General features: G+C 59.6%; 19 protein-coding genes and 1 pseudogene. 11 read left to right on the top strand and 9 right to left on the bottom strand.

Features of this window, described 5'->3' with window-relative positions:
- Positions 1-12: 12 nt before the first annotated feature.
- Together ACP2AU_RS05440 and ACP2AU_RS05435 are read right to left on the bottom strand one after the other, a co-directional pair.
- Positions 13-612, bottom strand: coding sequence for a cytochrome b/b6 domain-containing protein (locus ACP2AU_RS05440; RefSeq protein WP_426375097.1), 600 nt, complete (start codon positions 610-612; stop codon positions 13-15).
- Positions 612-2228 (bottom strand): tetrathionate reductase family octaheme c-type cytochrome, encoded by a 1617-nt coding sequence (locus tag ACP2AU_RS05435; RefSeq protein WP_426375096.1) that lies wholly within the window; start codon positions 2226-2228, stop codon positions 612-614. The genes ACP2AU_RS05440 and ACP2AU_RS05435 overlap by 1 nt, the downstream gene beginning before the upstream one ends.
- A 197-nt stretch (positions 2229-2425) precedes the next feature.
- Between ACP2AU_RS05435 and ACP2AU_RS05430 the strand changes: the two genes are divergently transcribed.
- Complete coding sequence (locus tag ACP2AU_RS05430; protein WP_014420296.1) at positions 2426-2887, top strand: DsrE family protein; 462 nt, start codon at positions 2426-2428, stop codon at positions 2885-2887.
- Positions 2888-2941: 54 nt separating this feature from the next.
- Positions 2942-3205 (top strand): annotated as a pseudogene (locus ACP2AU_RS05425) (hypothetical protein); the annotation flags it as partial.
- A gap of 45 nt (positions 3206-3250) precedes the next feature.
- Here ACP2AU_RS05425 and ACP2AU_RS05420 read toward each other — a convergent pair.
- Entirely contained in the window at positions 3251-3796 is a 546-nt protein-coding gene (locus ACP2AU_RS05420) for a rhodanese-like domain-containing protein (protein WP_426375095.1), read from the bottom strand.
- Between the two features lie 252 nt (positions 3797-4048).
- Between ACP2AU_RS05420 and ACP2AU_RS05415 the strand changes: the two genes are divergently transcribed.
- The 6 genes from ACP2AU_RS05415 (at position 4049) to ACP2AU_RS05390 (ending at position 10455) form a co-directional block, all read left to right on the top strand.
- Positions 4049-5098: a cytochrome-c peroxidase gene (locus tag ACP2AU_RS05415; RefSeq protein ID WP_426375094.1), complete on the top strand. Its 1050-nt coding sequence runs from the start codon at positions 4049-4051 to the stop codon at positions 5096-5098.
- Between the two features lie 155 nt (positions 5099-5253).
- Positions 5254-5991 (top strand): oxygen-insensitive NADPH nitroreductase, encoded by a 738-nt coding sequence (gene nfsA / locus ACP2AU_RS05410; RefSeq protein ID WP_426375093.1) that lies wholly within the window; start codon positions 5254-5256, stop codon positions 5989-5991.
- A gap of 105 nt (positions 5992-6096) precedes the next feature.
- Complete coding sequence (gene mqo / locus ACP2AU_RS05405) at positions 6097-7614, top strand: malate dehydrogenase (quinone) (protein WP_426375092.1); 1518 nt, start codon at positions 6097-6099, stop codon at positions 7612-7614.
- Positions 7611-8768: a Re/Si-specific NAD(P)(+) transhydrogenase subunit alpha gene (locus ACP2AU_RS05400; RefSeq protein WP_426375091.1), complete on the top strand. Its 1158-nt coding sequence runs from the start codon at positions 7611-7613 to the stop codon at positions 8766-8768. The genes mqo and ACP2AU_RS05400 overlap by 4 nt, the downstream gene beginning before the upstream one ends.
- Entirely contained in the window at positions 8768-9055 is a 288-nt protein-coding gene (locus ACP2AU_RS05395) for an NAD(P) transhydrogenase subunit alpha (RefSeq protein ID WP_426375089.1), read from the top strand. The genes ACP2AU_RS05400 and ACP2AU_RS05395 overlap by 1 nt, the downstream gene beginning before the upstream one ends.
- A gap of 2 nt (positions 9056-9057) precedes the next feature.
- On the top strand, positions 9058-10455 hold the full coding sequence (locus ACP2AU_RS05390) for an NAD(P)(+) transhydrogenase (Re/Si-specific) subunit beta (protein ID WP_426375087.1): 1398 nt from the start codon (positions 9058-9060) through the stop codon (positions 10453-10455).
- 39 nt (positions 10456-10494) lie between these two features.
- On the opposite strand, the gene ACP2AU_RS05385 is transcribed toward ACP2AU_RS05390, so the two are convergent.
- Genes ACP2AU_RS05385 through ACP2AU_RS05370 form a run of 4 tightly spaced genes read right to left on the bottom strand, consistent with a single transcriptional unit; the run spans position 10495 to position 15180 of the window.
- On the bottom strand, positions 10495-11166 hold the full coding sequence (locus ACP2AU_RS05385) for a LutC/YkgG family protein (protein ID WP_426375085.1): 672 nt from the start codon (positions 11164-11166) through the stop codon (positions 10495-10497).
- On the bottom strand, positions 11163-12608 hold the full coding sequence (locus tag ACP2AU_RS05380; RefSeq protein WP_426375084.1) for a LutB/LldF family L-lactate oxidation iron-sulfur protein: 1446 nt from the start codon (positions 12606-12608) through the stop codon (positions 11163-11165). Before ACP2AU_RS05380 ends, ACP2AU_RS05385 begins: the two co-directional genes overlap by 4 nt.
- On the bottom strand, positions 12605-13432 hold the full coding sequence (locus tag ACP2AU_RS05375) for a (Fe-S)-binding protein (RefSeq protein WP_426375083.1): 828 nt from the start codon (positions 13430-13432) through the stop codon (positions 12605-12607). The genes ACP2AU_RS05380 and ACP2AU_RS05375 overlap by 4 nt, the downstream gene beginning before the upstream one ends.
- 56 nt (positions 13433-13488) lie before the next feature.
- Positions 13489-15180, bottom strand: a complete 1692-nt coding sequence (locus ACP2AU_RS05370; RefSeq protein WP_036219753.1) for an L-lactate permease — start codon at positions 15178-15180, stop codon at positions 13489-13491.
- Positions 15181-15400: 220 nt separating this feature from the next.
- On the opposite strand from ACP2AU_RS05370, the gene ACP2AU_RS05365 reads away from it, so the two are divergent.
- The gene (locus tag ACP2AU_RS05365) at positions 15401-16186 is read left to right on the top strand and encodes an FCD domain-containing protein (RefSeq protein ID WP_426375082.1); all 786 of its coding nucleotides are present in this window, start codon (positions 15401-15403) and stop codon (positions 16184-16186) included.
- 115 nt (positions 16187-16301) lie between these two features.
- On the opposite strand, the gene ACP2AU_RS05360 is transcribed toward ACP2AU_RS05365, so the two are convergent.
- Positions 16302-17060, bottom strand: coding sequence for a putative 4-mercaptohistidine N1-methyltransferase (locus ACP2AU_RS05360; protein WP_426375081.1), 759 nt, complete (start codon positions 17058-17060; stop codon positions 16302-16304).
- 13 nt (positions 17061-17073) lie between these two features.
- Positions 17074-17622 carry a glutathione peroxidase gene (locus ACP2AU_RS05355; protein WP_426375080.1) on the bottom strand — a complete coding sequence of 183 codons (549 nt, stop codon included), beginning with the start codon at positions 17620-17622 and terminating at the stop codon, positions 17074-17076.
- Positions 17623-17807: 185 nt separating this feature from the next.
- Between ACP2AU_RS05355 and ACP2AU_RS05350 the strand changes: the two genes are divergently transcribed.
- Both ACP2AU_RS05350 and nadN read left to right on the top strand, forming a co-directional pair.
- Positions 17808-20282: an ExeM/NucH family extracellular endonuclease gene (locus tag ACP2AU_RS05350; protein WP_426375314.1), complete on the top strand. Its 2475-nt coding sequence runs from the start codon at positions 17808-17810 to the stop codon at positions 20280-20282.
- Positions 20283-20304: 22 nt separating this feature from the next.
- Positions 20305-22128: an NAD nucleotidase gene (gene nadN, locus ACP2AU_RS05345; protein WP_426375079.1), complete on the top strand. Its 1824-nt coding sequence runs from the start codon at positions 20305-20307 to the stop codon at positions 22126-22128.
- Positions 22129-22143: the final 15 nt, after the last annotated feature.

Genomic DNA, 22143 nt, shown 5'->3' with positions numbered 1-22143 from the left:
CCTGATTCCGAATCAACGGCTGTCGAGGTCCTCATAGCCGGTAATCATCGGTTTGATGTGACTGGTCAGGGTTTTCCCCAGGGTGGCCATGTAAACGTGGGCAATCACAAACACCAGCATGGCGAACGCGGCACCGGTGTGAACCAGAGCCACCGTCTCCAGGTCCAACGCGCCGGCCAGCGTCGCGGGCCAGTCGTTATAGAACAGATACAGCAAGCCAGAGACCCAGATCATCGGTGACACCACCAGCTTTAAAAACAGGTAAGCCAGCCGCTGCAGCGGATTGTGTTTGGCTCGGGTGGTCTTCTTGTAGGGATGGGCAGCACCGGTAAAGGTGCCCACCAGGTAGTAATGCATCACCGCAAACAGGCCATCCCGGGTGGGAATGTACTGGCGCCACTCGCCAGTGGTGAAATGCCAGAAGATGGCAAATACCCACAGCACAATCAGTGCCCAGGCGGCCAGCGTATGCACCTGCACGGCGGTGCTGAAGCGCATGACATCGTAACTGCCATGAATGGCAAAACCGGTGAACAGCAACACAAAAATCAACAGCGCCTGAGTCCAGTGCCAGAAGCGCTCAAAACGTTTGAACATCCGTACCCGGCTCATCAGTCTTCCCTCCCGCTGAACACGATCCTTGCCATGGCGTGCACCAGAACACCAAACAGAATGGCCGCCACCAGCAACCAACCAATCCGGTCAAGCCAGACACTACCGTTATGGCCTGGCATATAGAGGCCACCCAGCCCCGCCAGCCGGCTGTCAGCCTTGTGACAACTGCCGCACTTCACCGCCTGTTCTGCGGGCGCCACCATATGGGTGATCGGCCAGTGCATGGTGGTTTCTATGAAGCTGAACTCACCGCTGTAGGGCATTCCAGACAGGTCACTGCCGGCTTGTAGCGCTTTCTCCCAGCTGAAATTACTCCACAACGAGGTATCATCGGCGCCGAACACATGGGTAGCGAGCAGGGTCTGTCTCTCGGTATCAAACGGCTGCTTTCCGCGCATCACCTTGAACGGCCAGATGCGCGATTCACCATCATCGGGGCTGCCTTCCACCCGGTTAATGGCCACTGGCGGGTTCTCGATATCCAGCGGATCTCCGGCCAGGGTGTACTTCACTGTGCCATCAAACCAGGCGTATTCCGGCACCACATTCTCGCCATGCCGGAAGTCCCCTTTTTCACTGAGGTAGCTCGGGTGGCCATGGTCGTCCAGCTCTTTTAGTGGCTGTCCGTTTTCATCCAGCCGGCCGGCGGTAGACCAGTCCCACCAGGTCTTGGTGGGCACCCCGCCCCGGGCAAAGGCCGGGATGTGGCAGGTCTGGCAGGCAAGTTTGTCTACATGGTCGTTCAGTTTTGGCTTTTCGTGGGGCGTAAGGCCATGGCAGGACTCACAACTGGCCCGGGAAAAATCCGTATGCCCCGGCACATCGATGCCCAGGGCATCCCGGGCATTGGCCTGGTATCGGCTGCCGGATACTGCATGGCCCATGGTGGTGTGGCAGCCGGAACAGCCGAAATTCAGGCCGTCCGGCGACATATGCACATCCAGTTCTTTCGGCGGGTTGATCAGCGAGGAGTCGAGGTCTCCATGCTTCACGCCATCGGCACCGCCACCATGGAAATGACAGCTACCGCAATTGGCCCGGCCACTGGCGCCCACGTTCTGGGCAATGCGCTCCAGGTCTGGCGGCTGAACCATTTTGCCACTGCCCTTGGGCCACTCTCTGGGAATGTAGGTAGGGTGCCCTGCCAGGGTAGGGAACTTCCAGTACTCACCTGTAGTGTCGTGACACACCAGGCAGTCCACGGCATTTTCCGCCTCGGGCGGCGGTTCGTTCATGTCTTCCCAGCCGTAGCCCACATGGCAGGATGTGCAGCGAGGCTCGTTGGTTACGGTCATGCCGCAAAAACTGTTGATCACCTTGCTTTTACCAAGGGTTTGCCCGGTTTCTTCGTGCTCATAAAGCCAGGTCCAGTGGGTAGTCCCCCGAATCTGCTCGCCGGCTTCGGTATGGCATTCGAGGCAGGCTGCCGTCACCTCTTCCGCCCGATCAAAGGGCCCCTGTAATGCCTTGAACTTGCTGTGATCTGCCGTGGTGGTCGATTTACCGTTTACAGCCGCTATCGAAGCGAATCCATTCGCGGCAAATACCAGGCTGGCAACGACCACCAACCACCTGAACGATAAAAGTATTCGCTGGGCTTTCCTGTTGTTCATCTCGGCACCATCCACTCAGATTGGCATCTGAATTGAGTCTAGTTACACAGAGCGGGATTTCCCGGCGACGTGTAAAAGCATTGAGCAAAATCAATCTATCGCTCTGTGGCGTGCAGAACAGTGACATTGTCACTGAAGCCTCAATAGCCCTGGTTCTACGATTGGCACGTAAACCATCAAAATTCAGGAGTTACCCCATGACGAATGCCATCAAGACCTTTGTACTGGCGCTGTTGTTCGCGGCCCCACTGACCTCAATGGCGGAGAATCAAAAAGCGAAAGACGGCAATAGAGGAAACACCGTGGACGAGGTTCTGGTGATTCTCTCCAGCGACTCCCTGCAAACCCAGGGTATGGCGATGGTGCTGTCCAACACCATGGCCCAGAAGGGTGCCAAGGTGAATGTGCTTCTATGCGACGAAGCCGGTGACCTGGCTCTGAAAGCCTATGAGGCCGAGCCCCTGGCTCCCAAAAACGTCACTCCGGGGCAGATGTTGCGTGGTCTTATGAAAGCCGGTGGTGCGGTGAATGTTTGTGCGCTGTATCTGCCCAACAGCGAGTACAGCAAAGACGATCTGCTTGAAGGTGTTGGCGTTGCAACCCCGCCGGCCATGGCCGGCCAGATGCTGGATCGCAAGATGCGCACCTTCACTTTCTGAGGTCTGACGTAGTTCCGGTGTTTTTCATGCGCCAGCCTCTATCGGGCTGGCGCTTTTGGTTACAAGCAAACAACGAGGTATCCGATGGCGCATAGCGACGTTTCACGGCTACAGAGCTTCCCGGTTTCCTGGTTTGCCACAGTCATGGGGCTTGCCGGTTTGACCATTGCCACGCTGCTAATGCATCAAAGCCTGGGGCTGGTCTTCCTGAAATGGTTGGGGCTGATCTTGCTGGTCGTGCTTTGCCTGCTGATTACCGGGCTGGTGATCAGAACCGCAGTTGCGGTGCGACGGTGGGAAATCTGTGTAGAGGAGTGAAACCGGACAGTGACGCCCGCCCGACACAGGCAGGCGTCATTGCCATCACGGGCGATAGATTTTCTCGGGGTTGGCCTTGGTCGACCAGGGCAGGCCAGAATTCTGCCAGCCGTTTTGCACACGGAATCCTTTCTTTTCGCCGTCCTTCACAGTACTGCCCTGGAAGCCGTTGTCGATGTACTTCACGTTGGTAAAGCCACGTTCCAGAAGGTAATCAGCACTGGGCTTGCCACGGGCGGAACCGGAGCGGCACATGGTGATGATCAGGGAATCCCGGGTCAGTCCCTTTTCCTTCAACGCGGCATCAACCTGGGCAACGAAGTCCTCGTTGATGTCCATGGCGAAGACACCTTTCTCATCGTTCCAGCGCGCACGATCCACCAACTGGAACGGAATGTTTCGGTCCACCGCATCGGTAAAGCCGATAAACATGATTTCCACCGGATCCCGGACATCAATGAACAGCAGATTGTCACCTTGCTCCTGAACCATTTCCCAGGTCTCTTCCGGGGTAACGGATAGAGCCTCCTCCGCTTGCGCTGTAGCCGCAAGGCCCAGCACCAACAACACAGACACAAGTATCGATCTCATACCTTGCACTCCTGTTTTTCTGACTAGAATGTAATTTCAGAATAACGATATAACCAGTCAATTGACAGGAAGTTGCGCGTCGAGTTCACGCGGCCAATTGCCGCAGCGGCAGTGCTGGCTGTTGTCGCCAGCCAGAAATTGATAGACGTCAATTATCAGCCCGACTCTTGCCGATTCCCCGTGCGAATTCTGAACGTTTTGTTAAGTTTGAATCAGAGAGAGACCAAGCCGTTCTCATAAGGAGAAAGCGATATGATCAAGCGTCCATTGGTTAAAGCACTCGCCCTCAGTCTGGGTGTGGTGGCGGGCTCCGCCATGGCGGACAACCTTATGGAACGGGCCAACAGCATGTTCGAGCCCATTCCCAAATACCCACCGGTGATTGATGGTAATGAACTCACACAGGCCAAGGTTGAACTGGGCAAGATGTTGTTCTTTGAACCGCGCCTGTCTTCCAGCCACCTGATCAGCTGCAACACCTGCCACAACGTGGGACTGGGTGGCGATGACGAGCTGCCCACCTCGATCGGCCATGGCTGGCAGAAAGGCCCCCGGAACTCGCCGACCGTGTTCAACGCCGTGTTTAACGCGGCCCAGTTCTGGGACGGCCGTGCCGCCGACCTGGCCGAGCAGGCCAAAGGACCGGTACAGGCGGGGGTCGAGATGAGCAGTACGCCAGACCGTGTGGTGGCTACCCTGAAGAGTATGCCGGAGTACATCGAGCGCTTTGAGGATGCCTTCCCGGGCCAGGAAAATCCGGTCACCTTCGACAATATGGCTGTGGCCATCGAAGCCTATGAAGCAACACTGATCACCCCGGAAGCACCTTTCGACAAATATCTGCGCGGCGACACCTCCGCGCTGAACGAGAGTGAGAAAGAAGGTCTGGCGCTGTTCATGGACCGCGGCTGTACCGCCTGCCACAGCGGTGTGAACCTCGGCGGTCAGAGCTACCATCCATTCGGGCTGGTTGCCAAGCCGGGTGCCGAGATCCTGCCAGAGGGCGATAAAGGCCGCTTCTCTGTCACCGAAACCGCGTCTGACGAGTATGTGTTCCGCGCCTCTCCGCTGCGTAACATCGAGCTGACCGCGCCCTATTTCCACTCCGGCGCCGTCTGGAGCCTGGAAGAGGCCGTAGCGGTGATGGGCACCGCGCAGCTGGGCGCCGAGCTGAACGACGACGAGGTTCAATCCATCGTCGCCTTCCTCAAGACCCTGACCGGCAATGTTCCGGAAGTAACTTATCCGGTACTGCCACCCAGCACCGCGAACACGCCCAAACCGGTAGACATGGTTCCGTAAAGCACGGGCTCTGCCTGCCACTCAAAAGCGCGCCTCCCCGGCGCGCTTTTTTTCGCATCCAACCCGGCATCCGGACAACTACCAACGCCGGTCTGGTTGTGCCGACGCAGATAAGCAAGCTATCGTCTGATTTTCTCCGCAACCGGCGAGGCGCTATGAATCCGACCATCGAACTTCTTAAATCCCACCGTTCTATCCGTAAATTCAAGGATCAGGAAATCCCGCGGGAGCTGTTTGAAGAACTGATTCGGGCTGGTCAATGCGCGGCCACCTCCAATCATGTCCAGGCTTACACCATTATTCATGTGGTTAATCCCGAAAGCCGGCAAAGCATCGCCGAATTGGCGGGTGGCCAGCCTTACGTGGCGGACGCTCCCGACTTCCTCGTATTCTGCGCAGACATGAAGCGGGCCACGGAAGCGGCAGAGCGAGCGGGCGCCGATGCCACCCGGGGCATGACCGAACAACTGCTGGTCGCCACCATCGATACCGCACTGATGGCGCAGAATGTGGCTATTGCGGCCGAATCCGAAGGGCTTGGCCTGTGTTATATCGGCGGTATTCGAAACAACCCGCAGGAGGTCAGCGACATTCTGGAATTGCCGGACAATGTCTATCCGGTGTTCGGTATGTGCCTGGGTTACCCCGACCAGGCCCCGGAGGTGAAGCCTCGCCTGCCCCTGGCGTCCATTCTCAAAGAGAACGTCTACAGCGATAATCAGGACAACGACCTGGTTGGTGATTTTGACCTGACCATGAGCCGGTATTACCAGGCCCGAAGCAGCGGCAACAAGGACACAAACTGGTCCGAGCAACTGAAGCCTCTGTTTACGTCAAAACTGCGCCCGCACATGAAAACATTCCTGACCCAGCGGGGCCTTGGCACCAAATAGATCGGTTTTTTCGATGAATAAACCTTACTAAATACGATTTTTACAACAATCGCCTTAGACTAAGGTATGACCCCTTCGTTCGTTTGCTACTGAAAGGGGCATACCATGGTGGGCTTTGATACCGATATTCTTCTGATTGGCGGTGGCGTGATGAGCGTCACCCTGGCCTCGCTCATCCACCAACTGGACAGTTCCCGCTCGATCACACTCGTTGAACAGGGAGACCAGCTCGCGGGCGAGAGTTCCGATGCCTGGAACAACGCCGGCACCGGCCATGCCGGCTACTGCGAGCTCAACTACACCCCGGCCAACCGCGACGGCAGCGTCAGCATCGAACGGGCCCTGGCTATTAACGAGAAGTTTGAGCTGTCGCTGCAATACTGGAGTGCCCTGGTTGAGCAAGGGCTTTTACCGGCGCCGGAAAACTTTATCCGCCCGGTGCCCCACCTGAGCTGGGTTCAGGGCACCAAGGCCCGCGATTTCCTGCGCGCACGCCACAAGGCATTGAACACACACCCGCTGTTCCAGGACATGGAGTTCAGCGATCAGCCCGATACCCTCACCGACTGGCTACCCCTGATTCACGGCGCACGCACAGCCTTCGAACCCGCCGCCGCAACTCGCGTGGGCCATGGCAGTGATGTGAATTTTGGTGCACTGACCCGGCTGCTCGGCCGCTCTCTGGCCCAGCACAACGCCTGTGACATCCAGCTCCAGTGCCAGGTGACCCGGCTTGAACGCCAGGCCGATGGCTGGCGTGTGCGCCTGCAGAACCTGAAAACCGGCGAACAACGCACGCTCTCCAGCCGTTTCGTGTTTATCGGCGCCGGAGGTGCGGCCCTGCCGTTACTGCAAAAAGCCGGTGTTCCAGAGATTCGTGGCTATGGCGGTTTCCCGGTTTCCGGGCTGTGGCTGGCTTGCAAGGATGAACACATGGCCCTGGCGCACAACGCCAAGGTATACAGCCAGGCGCCGGTCGGGGCTCCCCCCATGTCGGTACCCCATCTGGATACACGCTTCATCAATGGCAAGGCAGCCCTGTTGTTCGGGCCTTTCGCCGGCTTCACCACCCGCTTTCTGAAACACGGCGGCCTGCTGGACCTGGTGCGCTCCGTCCGGGGCGACAACCTGAAACCGTTACTGGATGTCGCTGCGCACAACTGGCCTCTGACCCGCTATCTGATCAAAGAGGCCCTGAGCCCGAAATCGGCACGGTTGGGCGAACTGGCGCGCTTCATCAACCAACCCGACCCGGAACAATGGCAACTGGTGCGCGCTGGGCAGCGCGTGCAAATCATCAAGCCAAACGCCGCCGGCCGGGGCAGCCTTGAATTCGGCACCGAGGTGGTCAGCACCCAGGATCGCTCGCTGGCCGCCCTGCTGGGGGCCTCTCCGGGAGCCTCCACCTGTGTCTCGGCCATGCTCGATGTCATCGAACGCTGCCTGCCCGAACTGGTGCAGGGCCAGAACCGACAGACCCTGGCATCCCTGATTCCCAGCTATGGCCAGTCGCTGCAACAGGACACCCGGCTATTGGCGGACATCCGCAATTACACCCTTCACACCCTGGGACTGAACACCGGGGCAGAACAAACTCAAAATGAACGGAGCCTGTACGCATGATGATAGGGATTCCCAGAGAAAGACAAGACGGCGAGAACCGCGTCGCCATCATCCCCTCGGGGGTATCAACGCTGCTGGAAGGTGGTTACGAGGTGGTGGTTGAAAGTAGCGCCGGCAGCGCCGCCCACTTCACCGACGATGACTATCGCCACGCCGGCGCCATCATTGCCGACGACTCAGAGGCGCTGTACCGCCAGGCCACGGTCATCCTCAAGGTGCGGGCACCCTCGGCTGAGGAAGCCCGCCTGATTCGGCCGGAGGCAACGCTGGTTTGCCTGCTGGACCCATGGTTCAACCAACCGTTGCTGGAGCAGCTGGCCGGCCAGAGTGTCCGGGCCTTTGCCCTCGACCTGGTGCCCAGAACCACCCGGGCCCAGTCTATGGATGTGCTCAGTGCCATGGCCGGCATCAGCGGCTACCGCGCCGTGCTCAGTGGTGCCATGGCCTTGCCACGCTATTTCCCCATGCTGATGACCGCCGCCGGCACCATTCACCCGGCCCGCGTACTGGTGATTGGCGCCGGTGTGGCCGGTTTGATGGCCATTGCCACTGCCCGCCGGCTTGGCGCCGTCGTCGAAGCCTACGATTTGCGCCCGGAAGTCCGCGAGCAGGTCGAGAGCCTGGGCGCGGAGTTCATTGACATCGACGTTCCGGAATCCGACACCACCGGCGACAGCGGTTACGCCAAGGCCCAGAGTGACGCCTTTTATAAGGCTCAGCAGCAGCAACTGGCCGACTGTGTTGCCCGCGCCGATCTGGTGATTACCACGGCGGCGGTGCCAGGCAAAACCGCGCCCAAACTGATCACCCGGGAAATGATCCACCGTATGAAGAGCGGCTCGGTGATCGTCGATCTGGTGGCCGATAAAGGCGGCAATGTCGATGGCACGGTGCTGAACCAGAAAGTGGACGTAGACGGTGTCACCCTGGTGGGCCACGCCAATCACCCCTCCCGGGTGCCGGTGCACGCGTCCCAGCTGCTGACCCGAAACATTACCGCGTTCCTGATGAATATGACTGAAGACGGCCGTCTCGTGCCCAGCCTGGACGACGACATTGTCGCCGCCACGCTGGTGGTGCAGCACGGCAAGGTCTGCCATAACGTTGACGCACCCGCCCGCGCTGAAACCACCGAGCAAGAGGAGACCGCCTGATGGAACTGTTTGCCCTGAGTCTCACCATTTTCGTGCTGGCGCTGTTTGTTGGAGTGGAGCTGATTAACAAGGTTCCCCCGACCCTGCACACCCCGTTGATGAGTGGTACCAACGCCATCTCCGGCATTGTCATCGTGGGCGCCATCATCAGCACCGGCAGTACAGAATTGTCGCCCAGTGTGGCCGGCATCCTCGGTTTCATCGCTGTCACCCTCGCCAGTATCAACATCGTGGCCGGGTTCCTGGTGACAGATCGTATGCTGAATATGTTCAAGCGGAAGGGATAACCATGTTTGCACTGATCAACCTGTCTTACCTCGCCGCCGCGGTGTGTTTCATCCTCGGCATCAAGGGCATGACGCGCCCGAAAACCGCGGTCCGCGGCAACCAGATTGCCGCCGTTGGAATGCTGATCGCCGTGGTTGCGGCCCTGCTGCACCATGACATCATCAGCTACGCTGCAATCATCGCAGGAATGCTGCTGGGCGGTGCCATTGGCGTCTGGCTGGCCAAACGGACGGCCACCACTGAAATGCCGGAACTGGTCGCCAGCCTGAACGGTGTCGGCGGCGGAGCCTCGGTTGCCGTGGCCGCCAGCACCTGGCTGTATGCGGTGAATGCCACGGGCGCCGGCAGCGCGGGCTGGACCGCCGCCATTCTGGCGTCCATCGTTATCGGTTCGGTCACCCTGACGGGCTCGATCGTGGCCGTACTCAAACTCAAGGGTAATATCGGTGACAGCCGGAACAACCGCCTGTGGCACATGGTGACACTGGTGACCGTGATCGCCGCCCTGGTGGGCGCGGTACTGTTTGCCTCCGGCGGCAGCACCAACCCGCTGGCCCTGGCTGCCCTGGTAGGGCTGTGCCTGCTGCTGGGTGTGGGGCTGGTACAACCCATCGGTGGTGCCGATATGCCGGTCGTCGTGGCCCTGCTGAACGCCTATTCCGGCCTGGCGGGTGCCGCCACCGGCTTTGTGCTGGGCAACCAGGGGCTGATCATTACCGGTTCGCTGGTGGGTGCCTCGGGCCTGATTCTGACCGCCGTCATGTGCAAGGCGATGAACCGCTCGCTGCCTAACGTGCTGTTTGGCGGTGCCTTTGGTGGCTCCGACAGCAGCACCAGCAAACAGGACGAGGGCGAGTTCTACGACGGCAAAGTCAAGTACGCCACTCCCGACGACCTGGCCTTGTTACTGGATAGCGCCCGCAATGTGGTGATGGTGCCCGGCTACGGCCTGGCGGTGGCCCAGGCCCAGCACGCGGTGAAAGAGCTCGCCAGCCAGCTGGAAAGCCGTGGCGCCAAGGTCAGTTATGCGATTCATCCAGTGGCTGGCCGGATGCCAGGGCACATGAACGTGCTGCTGGCCGAGGCCGAGATTCCCTATGACCAGCTGAAAGACATGGACGCCATCAACCCGGAACTGCCGCAGGCGGATGTGGCCATCGTGCTGGGCGCCAACGATGTGGTGAACCCGGCCGCCGCGGAAGATCCGAACTCACCGATCTTTGGTATGCCGATTCTCGATGTGCACAAGGCAAAGACCGTAATCGTGGTCAAGCGCAGCCTGTCGGCCGGCTTTGCGGGCATTCCCAACGGCCTGTTTATCCGGGATAACAGCCTGATGGTGAAAGGCGACGCCAAAGAGGTGCTCCAGGCCACCACCAGCGCATTCAAGGAACTCTGATGCCCCCATCGCGAGGCCCTTACCGGGCCTCGCTCGTTCTCACTGATCGTCCAGAATCAGCACCACCAGTTCCTTCGGGCCATGGGCGCCGTAGGCCAACACCTGCTCAATGTCGGCGGTCTTGGAGGGGCCGGAGATCAGCAGCAAGTTGGTGGGCAAACCGGCGGACCAGTCGCGCGCCTGCATCATACTGTAAAGATTGTCTTCCACTTCACTGGCCTTGAGCAGGGCAATGTGCAGCGGCGGCAACAGGCTCATCAGGCGCGGCTCATGGCGGTCCGGCCACAGTACCAGTGAGCCGGTCGCGGCAATACCACCGGCGGTGCCGGTGAGACTGGCCTCTACCTGCCAGAACAGCTCTTCCTTCCATTCTTCCACAGGCCTGTCGTAAGCGATGAGTTGAGGCCCGGCGCCAGCCTGCTGCCAGTGCTCCACCAACCGCTTTCCGTGATCGGTGCCCGGTGCGTAGAGCAGATTGTTCAGCCCGCGAGTGGCCAGCAACTCCTGAACCCTGGCCGGCCATTCGGCACTGGCCAGCTGGTGCACTTCGGTATGAACCGCTTCCATCAGCGAACGCAGGCGGGTAATCCGGTCGGCAGGCGCATACTGCCAGGGGCGGGTAACCAGCTCCTCGTTAAACTCATCCGGCCGGGGCGTGGTGCCAGCCAGGCCGGCGCGCAATTTATTCAGAATGTTACTGCGGGCGCTCATCCCTGTTTTCTCCCGTCCAGGTGGGCTTTGGCCAGATCATGCAGAGACCGACGTGCCGGTATCGGCGCCGTATGATTATCAGTCCAGGGGCCAGCGTTTTTCGGGGCCAGCTTGCCAAAACGGGTCGCGGCCCAAAGGAACCACCGATAGAACCGGGGCGAGGTGTTCAGGGCCGCCCAGAACCGCCAGATCGCCCGCTCCTTGCGCGAGTACTTGGCTCCGCCATCTTTGACTGTCGGCTGCTCCGCCGGGCTTTTGACATTTTCCTGTCGCAGCCGTTGCAGCATTTCCGGAATCGGAATCTTCACCGGGCACACTTCGCCACAGGCGCCACACAGCGAAGACGCGCTGGGATGGTCCGGCACCTTGTGCAACCCGACCATGTGCGGCGTAATAATCTTGCCGATCGGCCCCGGATACACTTCACCATAGGTGTGGCCACCCACCCGGGCATACACCGGGCAGTGGTTCATACAGGCGCCACAGCGAATGCAGTTCAGGGTCTGGCGCAACTGGGCGTCGGCAAAGGCACCACTGCGGCCGTTGTCCAGCAGCACCAGGTGAACTTCCTCCGGACCATCCAGCTCATCCGCCTTGCGCGGGCCGGAAATCATGTTCACGTAGGTGGTGATCGGCTGGCCCAATGCGGAGCGGGTCAGCAACGACAACAGGGGCACCACGTCCCGCAGGTTTTCCACCACCTTTTCGATACCGGTGACCGCAATGTGCACCGGCGGCGCCGTGGTGCTCATGCGGCCATTGCCTTCGTTTTCCACCAGCAGCAAGGTGCCGGTTTCGGCAATGGCGAAGTTGACGCCAGACACCCCGACATCCGCTTCCAGAAATTTCTGGCGCAGGGTGCGCCGGCCAATCTGGATCAGCTCGTTCACATCCTCGGTCTCATCCACGCCCAGTTTGTCGTGGAACAGTCTGGAGACCTGAAAGCGGTTCTTGTGAATCGCAGGCATGATGATGTGGGACGGCTTTTCGCCATCCAGTTGGACGATGTACTCGCCCATGTCGGACTCCAGGCACTCGATATTGCGGTCGGCCAGGTAGTCGTTCATCTCCATTTCTTCGCTGACCATGGACTTGCCCTTCACCACCTGAGAGCCTTGCTTCGCCTCGATGATGGAATGGACAATCCGGTTGGCCTCTTCGGTGGTCTCGGCCCAGTGCACCTTCACACCGTTGGCGGTCAGCCTGGTTTCCAGTTGTTCAAGCAGGTCCGGCAACCGGGACAGCGCCCGGGCCTTGATGTGGTTGCCCAGCTCCCGCAGGCCTTCGCGTTCTTCCTCGTCCGGGAAGGCATCGGCGCGCTTCTGCATCAGAGAATCCATGGCGACGCGGAAGTTGGTGCGCAGCTGATCGTCGGCCAGGGCGCCCACCGCGCGGCCACGGAAGCTGTCGGTGAGTTCTTTTACCGGTATACGCTGGCTCATGATTTCACCTCTCCACTCACCCGCTCCCAAAGAAAGCTGGCCAGATGCCGGCCCCGGAACGTCTGTTTCTGTTTTTCCAGGGAGCCGTTGATGTTGAGCAGGCAGCCGCCATCAGCGGTTACCATTTCCGCTGCACCGGATTCCCGCAACGAACGGGTTTTGTCGAGCACCATGGCCCCGGACACTTCCGGCATGCGCACGGAGAAAGTGCCGCCAAACCCGCAGCACTCGCTTTCGTGGTCATGGTCCAGCCGCTTGACGTTCGCCAGCTTACCCAGCAACTCCCGGGCGTGCAGGTGGGTGTTCATTTCCCGACGGGCGGAACAGGAGGTGTGCAGGGCAATCTGCGTGGGCTGACCGAGATCCTGCCAGTCTACCTTGCATACGTGCAGCAGAAACTCGGTCAGCTCGAAGGTACGCTCGGCCAGGTCATCCACACGCTTGAGGGTATCCGGCTCTTCCGCAAACACTTCCCGGTAGTGCTGCCGGAACATGCCGGCACAGGAGCCCGAGGGGACTACCACCGGCAAGCCGTTGTCGAGCAGGTTGAGCTGTGCCCGCGCCACCTCCCGGGCCTCATTCACGTAGCCGGAAGTCCAGGCCGGCTGGCCGCAGCAGGATTGCTCCTGCGGAAAGTGCACCCGAATGCCTTCCCGTTCCAGCAGGCGGATGGCATCCAGGCCGGCCTCGGGAAAGAAAAGGTCCACCACGCAGGTGCCGAACAGCGTGACCTCGGCCGGCTTGGCCGGATACGTTCGTGGCGCGGGTCGCTCAGGAGCCACGCGGGTGGCATTGGGGGCGGCGTCGTAGAACAGCTCAGTCATCAGTTATTGCCTCCGGGTTCTTCAGGCTGCGTGGCAGCCCTGCCCGTTGTTTCAGATCAGTTCATCAAAGGGTCGGTAACGCCCAAAGCATAGGCTGCCACCAAGGCAACCACACCGGTCATTACAAGATAGTAGATGGTCGGGCGAATGGTTTTCCGAAGCGTCTGCCCTTCACGGCCCAGCAAGCCCACTGTGGCAGAGGCCGCAACAACGTTGTGAATAGCAATCATGTTGCCGGCAGCCGCACCAACAGCCTGCACCGCCACCATCAGTGCCGTAGACAACCCGAGGCCCTGGGCAACACCAAACTGGAACTGGCTGAACATCATGTTCGATACGGTATTGGAGCCGGCAAGGAAAGCACCCAACGCACCGACCATAGGCGCCAGGAAGGGATAGATGCCGCCCACAGAATCCGCCACCCAGGTGGCCATGGCCAGCGGCATGCTTGGCAGGTCGGCCAGGTTGACGCCGGAGTTGATCATGATCCGCACCATCGGAATGGTGAACAGCAGTACAAAACCCGCGCTGAGCAACACCCCGCCCGACTCTTTCAGGGCTTCACCCATGGCCCGGGTGCTCATTCGGTGGATGAAGAAGGTGGCTATCACCACCATCACCAGAATGCCGCCAGGCAGATACAGTGGCTGCACACCGGCGCTGACACCGGCCTCACCCAGAATGTTCGAGAAGGATACGCCAATGCTGACGAAGAAGTCTTTCACCGGCTCCACGGTGCGGCTGATCACCAGAATCGCACCCATCAGAACATACGGTAACCAGGCACGAAAGCCACTCATGGGGTGGGCGGCGATGTCTTCCAGTTTCATTTCCAGCTTGCCAACCCACTCGGCCGGCCAGTCTTCACGCCCGGCAAAGTCCCAGGTTTTCTTCGGAATCAGAAAGCCTTTCCTGGCCGCAAACGTGACAATCGCCAGGCCGATCAGGCCGCCCAGCAACGACGGGAACTCCGGCCCCAGCAGCATACCGGTGATAACGTAGGGCACCACGAAGGCGACGCCGGCAAACAGGGCAAACGGCAACACTTCCAAACCTTCCATCCAGCTTTTGTTGCGACCGAAGAAGCGAGTCATCATAACGGCCATCAACACGGGCATGAACACGCCCACAACACCGTGGGTCACGACCACTTCAGAAGTGATCAGCTGCAGGTAGGCGTCCCAATCAGAGCCATTGGCCAACAACTGGCCGGAAATGGTGGCCTGGTCAAGGCCGGTTGTAACCCCCACAATGATAGGCGTACCCACCGCGCCAAACGAGACCGGCGTGCTCTGCACCATCATGCCCAGCATAACCGCAGCCATGGCCGGAAAGCCGACAGCTACCAGCAACGGCGCCACAATAGCTGCCGGCGTACCAAACCCTGAGGCCCCTTCGATAAAGCTGCCAAACAACCAGACGATAATGATGGCCTGAATGCGGCGGTCTGGCGTGATATTAGTGAAACCTGAACGGATGGTAGCAATAGCACCGGAGTGCTTCAGGGTGTTCAGCAGCAGGATGGCGCCGAAAATAATCCACAACACGCCGATGGTGATCACAAGCCCTTGCAGGGTAGAGGCGACAATCCGGTTGAAGGTCATATCCCAGGCTGTATAGCCGAGGACGGCCGTAGCCAGGAAAACAACGGGCATCGCGTTGCGGGCGGGCCAGCGCAATCCAAGTAACAGAACCCCGGCCAGCAGGATGGGGGCAAATGCCAACAGGGCGAGTAATCCGGATGACATGATGTTCTCCAGCGTTTTCTTGTTAGTTGATACTTTTGATCAATTGGTATTACCAATTTACAAACCTGTGCCGAGTACGTTATTTGAGCAGGCTTTGTGGTGTCAAAACCGCCCACTCATACATTAGTCGTATTGCTTTGAAGTTTTGTTGTAAAAACAAGCGTAGACGCAGGTAAGATTTATTGGTATGACCAATTTTTAGACACACAAGTGAGACATCATGCCCATCAATCAGATTGCTCCCAGACGGCTGGCCGACACCATTGTCGAGCAGCTGGAGACCATGATTCTGGAAGGAACCCTGGAACCGGGGCAGCGCCTGCCGCCGGAACGGGTGCTGGCGGAGCAATTCGGCGTATCCCGCCCGTCACTCAGAGAAGCCGTGCAGCGCCTGGCGGCCAAAGGCCTGCTGAAAAGCCGTCAGGGTGGCGGCAATTACGTGGCGGAGAATCTGGGAACCAGTTTCAGCGACCCACTCATTCCGCTGCTGGAAAAGCACCCGGAAGCGCACCGGGATTTGCTGGAGTTCCGTCGCACGCTGGAGGGCGACTGTGCCTACTATGCCGCCCTGCGCGCCACAGAAGTGGACCTGGCCCGACTGGGCAAAGCCTGGGAAGAACTCCACGCCTGCTACCAGAATTCCACTGCCCACAATCTGGAAGAAGAAGGCGCCGCCGATGCCCGCTTCCATATGGCCATTGCTGAAGCCAGCCACAACGTGGTGCTGCTGCACACCATGCGCAACCTGTTCAGCATGCTCAAGAACAACATTGTCACCAACATCGGCGGCATGTATTCCCGCGAGGTTCAGACCCGCCAGGGCCTGATGGACCAGCACCAGAAACTGTATAACGCCATTATTGAAGGTCGGGAGGAAGACGCCAGGGCCATCGCCGGGGAGCACATTCAGTTTGTTCAGCAAACCATATCGGAGCGCAGCGAAACCGCGCGGCGGCGTGAAAGGGCGTTGAGAAGGGAGGGAGGCGGCGAACACCGGGTTCCATAAAAAAGCCGGGGCAAGCCCCGGCATAAGCAATCACACGATGCATCAACACAATGCATGTCGTCCTGATGAGTCTTCACACTAACCGGATTACGTGACGGTTGTGTGACAAAGCAGGTTATTCCGGTAATTTCTCCCAGATCGTGAGTTCCGAAAAACTGTGCTGGAATTTGTTGCGGGTCTCCCGGATCACAAAGGGCAGGCTTCGGGGCTCGGCCAGCAACCGGAAACGCGGGGACAAAACCGCCTGGAGACCATCCAGGGTGGTAAATGGCTCGCCATCTTTCAGGAAACCACCCAGCCAGTCCTGCCTAGGTGTGTACTCTTCCAGCCAGGTATAGGGTGAGGCGATCACCAGTAGCCCCAGAGCATTGATGCGCTCATGGATGTGCTCCAGAAACAGGGATGGCTTGTAGAGACGATCAATCAGGTTGCCGGCCAGCACCAGATCGTAGTCCCGGTAATCGGCACCAAGGTTGCAGGCATCGCCCTGATGGAAAGCCACGCGGCGGGCAGCCTGGGTCAGCCCCAGGGCCGCCAGTGATCGCTCCTGATAGCTGACCAGCTCCCCCTCTTCCGGCCGGGCGTAGCGGGCAACTCCCTCCCGCACCACCTCACGGCACTTGCCGATAAAGGTTTCGGAATAATCGACCCCATCGACATGATCGAACTGGCGGGCCAGCTCAAGCGAGGTACGCCCTACTGCGCAGCCGATATCCAGCGCCCGGCAAGTAGCGCGGCCGTCCAGCGCCTCAAGCGCCGCATCGGCCAGTTCTTTCGGGAAATTGGCTTCACCGTGCCAGCTTTCGCCGAAGTGGAACTCCAGATACTGGGCAAGGGTGGTGTTGCTCTCGTAGTAGCCTGACGGCCTGGTCATCCTTATCTCCTCGTTACAGCACCGATTCCACCGACTCAATCAGGCTAGGATCATCCGGCCGAACCTGGCTCGGAAACCGGGCCACTACCTTACCATTCCGATCCACCACATACTTGGTGAAGTTCCAGCCCGGCTGCCGGCTCTGGCGGTTGAGCTCCTGAAACACCGGGTTGGCCTGATCTCCCGTCACTGCAGTCGGCGCAATCATGGTGAACGTCACACCAAAGTTAACGAAACAGACCTTGGCCGCCTCTTCCTCGCTGTCGGCTTCCTGACGAAAATCATCGCTGGCAAAACCAACCACCGCAAGCCCCCGGTCTTTGTACTGCTGGTGCAGGGCCTCCAGGCCTTCAAACTGACCGGTATAACCACAACGGCTGGCCGTGTTCACCACCAGCATCGGTTTGCCGGCAGCCACCTCGCAGAGGTTCACCGAATCCCGGGAGTGCAGCTTGCGCTGCTCATGGTCCAGAAAAGCCGGGCAATCCTGAGCAACCGCAGGCACCGTCAACCCCAAGAGTAAAAGCACACTCACACACTTCAAGACTATCCAACGCATCATCGGCCCTCCTGTCGACACATCCCCTGTATACGCACCGGAATGCCAAACTGCTCAGGTGCTTTGCCCACATTGACACAAACCGGCAAAGCATCCTTCACAAAACTCTCATGGCATCGTCACACAACACGGTCAGATTGTGGTGTCAAAACACACAACATAACCGTAACAAGGACCGTACCATGACGATGAAACCAACGCTGCTGGCAGCCGCCATCGGCGGCCTTCTGGCATCGACAACACAGGCATCGCTGGTGATCAGCGAATATGTCGAAGGCTCCAGCAACAACAAAGCCATTGAACTTCTCAATACCGGCGACGCCCCTGTGGATCTTGCCTCCTGGGAGCTGCAGATTTTCTTCAACGGCAGCGCCACACCCGGGCAAACCTTCAACCTGGAAGGTTCGGTTGCCGCCGGCAATAACTTCGTCTTCGCCCACAGCGCTGCGGATCCAGCAATTCTCGCTGTAGCGGATCAGACTACCGGTGCCGGCCTGTTCAACGGTGACGACGCTGTCCTGCTCCTGAATGGCGGCACGGTTGCCGACAGTATCGGCCAGGTCGGCACAGACCCCGGTAGCTACTGGGGCTCCGGGGATATCCGCACGCAGGATCGCACCCTGCGCCGCCGTGCAGGCACCCTGGCCGACACCGATGCCTACGACGACTACGACCCGGCCACGGTCTTTGACGGCTTTCCCCAGAATAGCTTCGACGATCTGGGCACCGCTGGCAATGATGACGATAACGCGGACCAGCCACCGACCGCGCCGGACCTGACCTGTGGCGCTCCCGCCACTCGCATCTCAGACATTCAGGGCGAAAGTGACATCAGCCCGGTTACCGGCCAGCACGTTGTGATCGAAGCCGTGGTTACAGCCGCCTTCAACACTGACGATGGCCTTGGCGGCGTGTTTGTGGAGGAAGAAGCCTCAGACCGCGACGACAACCCTGCCACCTCCGAAGGCCTGTTTGTCTATGCGCCAACTCTGAACGCCGAGCCCGGCCAGCGCCTGCGGCTTGCCGGTGAAGTCATCGAATACAATGGCCTGACCGAATTGACCAACCTGAGCGGTACCGAAAACTGTGGCACCGCGGAGCTTCCACCGGCGGCGCAGATTTCCCTGCCCTGGGCCGATGCCACTGCTCCGGAAGCCTTTGAATCCATGCGGGTGAAATTCAGCACGCCTCTTGTGGTGAACGACAACTACGATCTGGGCCGTTACGGCAGCCTGACCCTGGGCAGCGGTCGCCACTTTATCCCCACCAGTGTCGCTGAGCCCGGAGCGGATGCTGCACTGGTAGCTGAACTCAATACGCTGGACCGAATCATTCTGGACGACGCCAGTAACCGCCAGAACCCGGCCATCGTGTCCTACCCGGCACCGCAACTGAGTGCCAGTCAGACCGTGCGCGCTGGCGACACCGTTCAGGATCTTGCCGGCATTCTCGACTACCGTTTCTCGGAATGGCGCCTGCAGCCTACCGCCAGCCCATCCTTCAGCCAGGCCAATGCCCGCACAACCGAGCCCGGGCTTGAAGATCGCGGCAACCTGGTGGTTGCCTCGTTCAACGTGCTGAACTTCTTCAACGGTGACGGCATGGGCGGCGGATTCCCAACCGCGCGGGGGGCAGACAACCCGGAAGAACTGGCCCGCCAGACCGGCAAGCTGGTCAGTGCTCTGGTCGCCCTTGATGCCGACATCATCGGCCTGATGGAAATCGAGAATGACGGCTACGGCCAGAACAGCGCCATTGCCGAACTGGCCCGGGGCCTGGGTTCCCAATGGCAGTGGGTCGATCCCGGCCTGGCACAACTGGGTAATGATGACATTGCCGTTGGTCTACTCTACCGCGCCGACCGTGTCGAGACCGCTGGTAATGCTGCCACCCTGAGTGCAGTCCCATTTGATGACCTGAACCGTCAGCCCCTGGCCCAGACCTTCCGCCTGAAGGATTCCGACGATGGCGTCACCATTGCCGTCAACCACTTCAAATCCAAAGGCTGCGGCAGCGCCGAGGGCAGCAACGCCGACCAGAACGATGGTCAGGGCTGCTGGAATCCAGTACGGACCCAGGCCGCCCAGGCGCTGGCATCCTGGCTGGCAGACGATGCCACCGGAACCGGCGAACCGGATGTGTTAATCATCGGCGACCTCAACGCCTACGCGAAAGAAGACCCCATTCGTGCCCTGGCCAATGCCGGCTATACCGATCTGCTGGCGGCCCACGTTGGCGAGCAGGCGTATTCCTACGTGTTCTATGGCCAGGCCGGCTACCTGGACCACGCTCTGGCCAATACCGCCCTGGCCGGCAAAATTGCCGATACCACCGTCTGGCCGATCAATGCCGATGAGCCCCGAGCCCTGGACTACAACACCGAGTTCAAGACCCCGGAGCAACAGGCCAGCTTCTACGCACCGGACGCTTACCGGGCCTCTGACCATGACCCGGTGATCGTTGCCCTGAATCTCGATACCAGAACCCCGGCAGACCGCGCCGATCTTAACGGTGATGGCCGCGTTAACGGCCGGGACCTGTCCCGCCTGGTACTGGCCATGCTGTTCGGCAAAGCCACCGCTCCGGCTTACGACATTGACGGTGATGGGCGCATTAGCCATCACGACCTGATCACCCTGATTCGCGTGCTGACCGGCCGCTAAACCCCACAACGGAGATAGAGCAATGATTCGACATGGACTCTGGCTGGCAATCCCGCTGATTGCCCTGACCGGCTGTAACAGTGATAACGACGACGCGCCCGCACCGGAAACCGAGCGCCTTACCGTTAACATTTTGCATATCAACGACCACCACTCCCACCTTGAGGCGGGCTCACAATCGCTGGACGTTGCCGGTGAAGAAACCGAATTCAGCGCTGGCGGCTTCCCCCGGGTGATTGCCAAGATCAACGAACGAGCCGCCGAACTGGATAACGTGCTGAAGCTCCATGCCGGTGATGCCATGACCGGCACCCTGTACTTCACCTCCTTCGAGGGTGAGGCCGATGCCGAGCTGATGAACCTGGTGTGTTTTGATGCCTTTGCCCTGGGCAATCACGAGTTTGATCGCGGTGACGAAGGGCTGGTCAAGTTCCTCGACTATCTGGCAGCGGGCAGCTGTAACACGCCGGTTCTGGCCGCCAACGTAAAACCCGCCATCGGCACCCCACTGGCACCGGTGGCGCAGGATGATTACATCCAGCCGTACACCATCAAGAACGTTGATGGCCAGCAAGTTGCCATCGTCGGTATCGACATCGCCAACAAAACCCGCAACAGCTCCAGCCCGCTGGCAAGCACTGAGTTTCTGGACGAAGCCGAAACGGCGCAGGCCATGATCGATGAACTGACCGACCAGGGTATCGACAAGATCATCCTGCTGACCCACTACCAGTATGCCAACGATCTGGCACTGGCCGAGCGCCTGTCCGGAGTGGATGTCATTATCGGCGGAGATTCCCACACCCTGCTGGGTGACTTTGACGCCTACGGCCTGAGTGCCTCCGGCCCCTACCCCACCGAAGTGACCAATGCCGACGGTGACAAAGTGTGCGTGGCCCAGGCCTGGCAGTACTCACGTGTGTTGGGTGAACTGAGCGTGACCTGGGACGAAAATGGCACGGTTTCATCCTGCTCCGGCACCCCGCACCTGCTGCTGGGTACCCCCATCATTCGTGATGACGGTACCGAGGATGGCTACCAACCGGAAGGCGAGGAACTGGCAGCCATTCAGGCAGCCATCGAGAAGGACCCTCAGCTCAGCATCGTGGCAGACGACCCGACCGGCGCTCAAACCCTGGCCACGTACACCAACCAGCTGGACAGCTTCCGCAATCAGGTGATCGGTACCGCATCCGAAGACCTGTGCCTGGCGCGTATCCCCGGCATTGCTTACGGTGATGACACCTGCGCCAATGAAGATCCGAACCGGGGTGGTGATATTCCGAACCTGGTGGCTCAGGCCTTCCTGTTCCAGAGCAAGAATGCGGATGTGTCGATCCAGAACGCCGGCGGCGTTCGCACTGACATTCTGGCCGGCGATATCACCATTGGTGATGCCTACAACCTGCTGCCGTTTGCCAATACACTCACCGATCTGACCATGACTGGTGAGGAAATCAGACAGGTGCTGAACGAAGCCGTAGACTATGCCCATGTTGAAGGCGGTTCCACGGGTGCCTATCCTTATGCGGCCGGTCTGCGCTGGACCGTCGACATGGCCAGGCCTGCTGGCGAACGCCTCTACGACATCGAAGTTCGCCCCCGGGGTGAAACCACCTGGCGCGCTCTGACCGACGCCGAAACCCTGAACGTCGTCACCAACAGCTTCACCGCGGCTGGCCGTGACGGGTACCTCACCTTCGGAACCGTCAGCGAGGATGGCCGTGCCACGGATACCTTCCTGGACTATGCCCAATCCTTCGTCGATTACGTCAAGGAAGAGGTCACCCTCAACAAGCCTGTCCAAGGCGAGTACTCCACTCAGATGTACACGCCCGCGCCGTAATGAGTACTGGCAGGA

Source organism: Marinobacter sp. VGCF2001 (assembly GCF_049943275.1).
GTDB lineage: Bacteria > Pseudomonadota > Gammaproteobacteria > Pseudomonadales > Oleiphilaceae > Marinobacter.
This window is presented reverse-complemented; position numbering and strand designations above follow the sequence as displayed.